We start from the raw sequence: 7,148 nt of genomic DNA, 5'->3' as shown, positions 1-7,148 counted from the left end.
AGACATATCGGGCAGCCAGCCGTTTACGACCTCGCCGTCAGCCCTTGGAAGAATCGAGGTCAAGCCGTCGCCCGAACCTGTCACCAGCAACGACACCTACTTCACGACCAGTTGTGACACGGAACTACAGCTGCCGTGTCTCACTGCGGACAGATTTCTATGGTTTTTTCCTTCTCGCTTCCGATGGAGATTTTAACCCTGTGGTCGAGGGTGTTGGCGAGTCGTTGGGCGATCGTCATCCAGACAACGAGTCCTTCGGCGGGGGTGGTCACCAGGATGTCGGTGTTCTCCATGCCCCAGCCTGGCGTGTGGGCGATTTTCTGCCGGATCGCCTCGGCGGCCCGTCGGGTCGCGGTGGTGACCGCCGCTTCCAAGGTCGGGCTGTCCGTGGCCTGGAGGGTTTCCGCCACCTCCCCGTCCATGCCGGCGATCTCCTGCGCGACGAACCGTGCCGGGTAACGGATCACCTCTAGCGGGAGCCCCACCCCGGGGCGGCCCGTCGCTATCGCGACGGTCTCCTTGGAGAAGGGCACGACCGGTTTCCACTGGTACCGCCTTGGCGCGGCGTGTCCGCTTGTGTCTCCGGTCCGCAGGTGACTGCCGTGCTGGACCTGTTCGCCTGAATCCTGGGACCGGAGCGGGTCGGACCCGGAGACGAGATCTCCGGTGGCTGTCTCGAGTCGGTGAGGGGAGGACTTCTCCGCATGGCCAGGCTGTTCCGGCACAGCCTTCACCGTGGCTTCCGGAACCTCCTGCGGAAGCACTGCCTCCTCGAACCGGTCGTTCAGCGGCAGTTCCTCCACCAGAACGACCTGGTCGCCGAGAAAATCCGCAACGCTATCGTCGGCCCGAGTAGCTGATAGCGCATGAGCGCCAAAAGGCTCAATGACTTCAGTCTTTCCACTGTCCACGTTGTCAGCCGACGCGACTACCTCGGTCCACTGCCGGTACGCCTCAACAGTCGTCTCATCCTGTTCGATGACATTGCCAAGATCCGCAACGCGCTGTTCGACATCCTGCTTGTGAATATACTGCTCGTCCTCCGGATCGCCGAAGAGTGGTTCGTCCGCGTCCATCTCGTCGTCGTTACCCCTATACTGAAGGTCGCCTTCCGCTTGCGCAGGAAGGATTTCCCAGCCTTCGGGCATACGTGGTGCCGCATCTACAGATCGGTCCCGGTCAGGCAGTATCGCGGCACCAGCGCGCGCAGCGGATTCCCTCTGAATTTTGTCGAGGACAGCCCGACCTCGCTCCACAATGTGACTCAGCTGCTCATGCGGCCTGCCGGAAAGTCGGCCCGCAGCCGCATGAGCCGATTCCACGAGCGCGTTCAGCTGCAAAAGTACAGGCCGCGATACGGGATACCCGATGGCGAAAGATCCGAGTTCCCCGCCGAGATAAAAACCGTCATACTGGTCCACCAGAGGCTTGGAGGCGCTTCCTTGCCCCGGTGGGACGAATTTCTGAAGCGCTCCTATGATAGCCAAAAATTCTTGGGCTTCCGGACTTTCGATGATTCTTTTCGCCAGAGCCCGCACTTGTTCCACGGTCAGGGACGGGAATCTCAGTGCCCGATCGTAGCTTTCTTGCGAAATGGCGTTGACCTCGGTCGTGGCGCGCCGGACCTCCCGGGGGGAAAGGTACGCGTTGCCGAAGGCGAAGTTTCGTAGCTCCACCAATCGCAGGGGGAGGGTGAGGCGGTCTCCGTTGGTGTCGAGATCATGGTAATCCTCCATCCCAACGGTCTCACTCTGACTGACCTCGGTCCCTCGAGACGTCTGCCCCAGGAGCGCTGACGTCAGGTAGTCGCCGATGGGAAGCCGCGACCAGGTTTCCTCCCGCAGCAGTTCACTGGTGTTACTCGGCTGAAGTTTCCTTTTCTCTTCATATTCCTCAATGGTGCTCTTCAACACGGCTTCGAAGTACCGGCTGATGTTGTCATGGTTCTGCCGGAAGAACTCCTGAACACGCGGGTTGAGCGATTTGAGTGCTACCCCCAGAGGCGTCCGGGATGCTGCTGGCAGCATGCTTTTCACCAGACCTCCCCGGAAAAAACGCGAGGTCATTGGATTGGCGCCGACGTGAAGGAAGGTGCTCCATGCATGCCCCCATACCTCGTCGATCTCAGGGATGCTCCTCAGAAGGTCCATCTCTTCAGGCTTGACGCGGAAGCCTCCGAGAAGTTGAGACACATAAAGCATGGCGACTTTTCGACCGAATTGTTCCGCAATCTCGTAGTACGTCACGAGATCTGGGCTCATGAGCCTTTGGCCCACCTTTTTCTGCAAGAGCGTGAGGCCACTGGAGACAATACCGGTTGTCAACTGAGTATAAGCGGGATGGTCAGGTCCCGAAGGGCTGGGCGCAACCTTGAATTTCTGCCCGGCTGAAGTGACAGTCCACCCGTCGGCAGAAGTGAGGAGAGCTTCCAGGGATATCGGAACTCCCCTTCTGTCGGTCTCCAAGAGGGCGTTGCGGGACGTCTCCAGTTGTGTCAATGCGATCTCGGAAGGGACGCGGTTTTCCTGACGCAAGGCCCGGGTGGGCTTGACGACGAATTCAGCGATCTTGTATATCTCCGCAACGGGCGCAGAGAAGTTCTTTGGAGTTGCTCTCCACGCATCCTGCATCGTTGTGTACAACCGGCCGTCGTAAGCTCGGCCGAACGCCTTATGATCGATCACCACTGTCGTAAGAGGATGCTCAGCCAGCACAGTTCCCTTGGGAAACTCCGGGCCGACGAGGATGTGCTGGTCTTCGACCTCCAGTCCAGTGGCGGAGGGAGCGGTGTCGAGACCTTCCGTTGAACTGCCGTCATCCGAATCGACCAAGGAATGATCCGCTGCGCGGTCCGTGACGGGGAGAGAGCCGGCATCGCGTGTCGTTCCCTGAAGTTCGGGCCATTGCCCGACATGGAGATGGGGGGCGAGTACGTCCGCGATCTGTTGCCGGTGGTCCGGCGTCAGGACGAAACGTGCGCTGTCCCGACGGGTGAGCACTCCCATCAGGCTGTTCTCCCCCTCCTGCACGACCTGCTCGGCTCGGCCGCCGGGAGTGAGGAGTACCCGTGGATCGGCCTGGTCGTCACGCACGCCCAGGCCGTGGACAACCTCATGGACCTGGGCAACCGGATGCGATTGCACGTACCAGACGTCCTGACGCATGTCGCCGTGCTTGAGCGGACGTCCCGGCCTCAGGGTCGCCACGCTGTGTGCGGCCTCGGGATCGTCGACGAACTCAACGCTCACCCGCAACACCGGACCGGGCGGCACAGGCCCGGTCACCTGGTCGGGCTGCAACGCCGGCAACCGGTACTGGTGCCGGTTGACGTGATCGTCCAGAGCCTCGCGAAGGTTGTCCTGGACATGCCGCACTTCTTCCGGCGATGCTCCGTCCGTGCGCAGGTGGATACGGCGGGTCAGGTGCAGGACATCATTTATCGGAGAACTTCCGCGGTACCAGGCCCAGGAATAGCCGATATCGGTTCGCTCACCGGAAGCCGGCGGCCTGCTCACACTGCGCGTACCGTCCTCGGCCGTGGTGAACTCGAACGCCTGCGGAACCTCCGGCCGACTCGGGGATCCGAATGGCAGCCAGCGGTCTGTACGTACTTCACCCGTGCCATACGCCAGACCAATCCGAGAGTCCATCACCCCGTGGATCACGGCCTGCTCACTGGGATGCTCCAGGTGCTCCGAACCGTTTTGGGGGGCCGCGGTCGGGCCGGTGGTGCTGACCTCCTGGGGCCTGTCGGTCAGACCTCGCGGGTTGTCCAGGAACGCACGGGGTGCCGCCGGTTGTTCGCTCGTGCGTGCAGAACTACGGCTGGAGGCGTCGTCCGAGCGGGTCGCCGGCTGCCGGCTCTGGCTGTGGGTGGTGGCCGGCGGTCCGGTGACCGTGGACGAGGTCGCGGCGGGGACTTCGGATGCGTTGGGCTCGTCGACAAGAACAAATCGCGTTTCCGTCACTTGGGTGCCGGCTGGTGCGCTTCCAAACTTTTGCGTGTCCAGGATGCCGACTGCAGAGCGGCTGTGGTCGCTCGGATCGGTCGCTGCGAGCCGATCCGTCCGCTGGGCCCACCCGTGGATGAGACGGTCGAAGAACTCGGCGCGCAACGGAGCGTTCTGACGTAGGGAAGCGTTATCGCCAAAATAGAATTTAGCGGTTTCGGCGAGGTCCTCGTCAGAGTTCGTCGCTCCGTATGCGGTGATTGGCCGTTCTTTTGGAAAGCGCAGGCGCGGACGGTCAGATTCCCACGTGCCGACCTGATCGATGAACCAGGGGAGTTCCTCCTTGAGTGCAGCTGCCGCGCGCCGGCCTGCAGCAAAAGCTGACTCGGCGGGTTTCTGCGTTATTACATCTAGCCACTTCGCCTGCAGCACTTCGATCGCATGGGCGTGCCGCGGTGCTTTGCTGAAGAACTCTGGTGACCCCTGGAGGAAACTTGTGATCGACTGCTGGAAGTCATGCTCAGGGCTGTTTTCATTCCATGGGCCTTCTACTCCCTCCCAGAACTTCTTGGTGAAGTCGGGAAGCGCGTATCTGAGCACGCCGTGAGCAAGTTCATGGGTTGCGACAGCTTCGATACTACCCCCACCAGAATGGGCGGCCCTGTATATGTTGATGACGTTGCGTGAAAGTATGTATTCGCCTGCCGCATCGAAATAAGTCCTATTCTCGTGCAAGGCAGTTTTCACATGCCCGACGACGGTTATCTCCTGCGCGACGGAGCCGCGACTCGAATGGGCGCGTCGCGACCCCAGAATGGGTGCGTAGTTCTTCATCGCCGCATACAGGGACTTCAATTCTCCGACTGTCCACGGCAACGGCTTTACTTCGGCCTTCTCGGCCTCCGGAGCCTGTGGATGCGTTTCTTTTACTGCGGCCACGCCGGCATCCGAGTCCAAGCGGATGCCGAATTCGCTCTCTATCTGTTGTGCCAACAACTCGCTTTCGCGCTGCGCTGCGTCCTCAGGATCGTCATGAAGCATGCGCTCGTCCGTTTGGCCGCTGCCTACGTGTGCATCCTCCACCACGGTGAACATCGGGGGGACCGAGACAACTTCACTTTCCCTCAAGGTGAGGGCGGCCATCCCGATGAAGGGCTCGGTGGCGTTCGGCTGGGCCGACGGGCGGTTGTGGCCCGCGAGTTCTGCGTTGCTCCAGCGGTTGAAGCGTTCCGCCAGGGTGCTTGGTTTGAGGCCCGCTTTATGCATGAGCTGGTTGACGGACTCCCATTCAGCCAGGGTGGATTGCATATCGGCGACGGCTAGTTCCCACTCGTGTCCTGCCGCATTGGGATGTGCACGCCCGGTCGAGGGGTCCATCCCCAACGGTCGCGTCAAGGATATTTGTTGAACTGTGATTCTCAGGCGGCGCCGGGTCTGGGTGAATTGGGACCACAGCTCGAGCCTCGTGGCTGGAGAATTGGGTGACGGGGGTTGCCAGGCGGGCAGGGACACACCGTGCTCGTTGCGTTCCAGTTCCGCGGCCCAGCGTTCAGGAGAAAGGCCTAGAGCGTGGAGTATATCCATCCCACTAGCGGCCACCCTGTCATTGGCCACGCCCACGTAGGGGATACCCAGGGCGATCTCATCGGGGAACAGTCCATCCTCGGCGACGTGCCGGCGTAGTTGCTCTTCGGTGATCGGCGCGAGGTTGCGGTACCGGCTCCAGCCGTCGGTGTAGGTGCCGAAGCCATAGTGCTTGGCGCGGGGCCACAGAGCTGCAGACCGCATGAGTTCATGTGCGGTGTGGTGCCCCCCAACTAGCATGGCACCGATCAAGCCGAGCCTTATCTCGGGAAAATCAAAACTACGGCCAGTAGCAGCCTGCAGACGGTGCAGCGACTCCAGGATCAGCAACATCGACCCCGAGGAACCACTCGCCACAAGTCCTCCTGTGGCCTCGGCGTCCTGATGCAGCGGGGCCTGGAAAGGCAATGAGGAGAAATCTGAAGCCCGATCCCAGACGACATAAGTGCCTTCGTCGTCAACGCCCCCTGCCGCAGCGATCTCCCGACGGCTCAGCGGAGGAAAGATGCTTTCGGCCCGCACCTTGCGAGGCGTACGATGGTCAGCCACCTTGCGCCATTGGCGCTCAGTGCGAAGCCACGGGAAGTCGTCATAGGTGGGAGGAGCGATAAAGCCTTTCAGACTTCCCTGGGCGGCTACATAGAACAGCATGCCAACCAACTCGCGGAGATTCCCTGACGTGCTGGCCTCAATGATGTCGGCGATGCGTGTCCCTATGTCGCCGCTTCTCGGTGAACCGTCCAGCTTTCCGTCATGACCCATGGTGGTTAGTCTGTCGGGTGCGTGCTTTTCGAAAAGGCTTCGGATAGTTAGAACGACCTCGCGTATCGCATGCAGCGCCTGAGGTCGCAGTATCAGATACCTGCCAAGTCTTGCATCGAATGATGCGGCGGCTTCAGCGTACCGGATGCGAGTCAAATCACTCGAATGAGCCTCCCCTTGAGGGGCCTGGATGGCATTTTTATCACCGTGTACACCTCCCCCTATGTGGTGCTCTTCCGCGTGCTGCGGTTCGATTTCATTCGACTGGCTCTTGTCGATTTCCAGACCGGTTCCGTGGGCGACCTGGGTTCCGGTCTCGGCTATCAGGTGCCGTTCGTCCGCGGTGTTGGGGGTGGAGCGGTGCGCGGTGTGGAGGAGGCGGTCGCGGTCGTCGCGTGTGAGGCCGGCGGTCAGGCGGTGCGAGGGGATCCGGGTAAGCGCTCTGAGTGCCTGTTCCGGCGTCATCCCCTGGGGCGGATGGGTGACCACGTCCTGGTAGACCTCGGCCGCTTGCTGGACGTGCGCCATGAAGGCGGTGAGATCGGCGGGATCGAGGGTACCGGTCCCAGTGAGGACATCCCCCACGGGCGAGGGCATCTCGAAACATATCCGGGCAAGAGTACGAGGACCCACGAGAACAGAAATCCCTTCACATCCGCTACTAGCGCCACGGGAAAAGCACCTGAACCGGCCGACACCGGTCGGGCACACGGTTGATGCCGAGGCGGGCCCCTGCAGAAAAGGGGCGCGCTCAGGAATCCACCGCACTCTACTCGAGGGACAACCAGGTTGACCTCGATTCTTCCAAGGGCTGACGGCGAGGTCGTAAACGGCTGGCTGCCCGATATGTCC

At 61.3% G+C, this 7,148-nt stretch carries 1 protein-coding gene; it reads right to left on the bottom strand.

The genetic code is table 11. The annotated features are described in order from the left end of the window. Positions 1-140: 140 nt before the first annotated feature. Positions 141-6,881, bottom strand: coding sequence for a hypothetical protein (locus tag ACRWND_RS29820; RefSeq protein ID WP_431954924.1), 6,741 nt, complete (start codon positions 6,879-6,881; stop codon positions 141-143). Between the last annotated feature and the right edge of the window lie 267 nt (positions 6,882-7,148).

This window comes from Actinacidiphila sp. bgisy167 (genome assembly GCF_965342175.1).
In the GTDB taxonomy this organism is placed as follows: Bacteria; Actinomycetota; Actinomycetes; order Streptomycetales; family Streptomycetaceae; genus Actinacidiphila.
The sequence above is the reverse complement of the archived record's forward strand: the minus strand, read 5'-3'. Positions and strand labels throughout refer to the sequence as shown.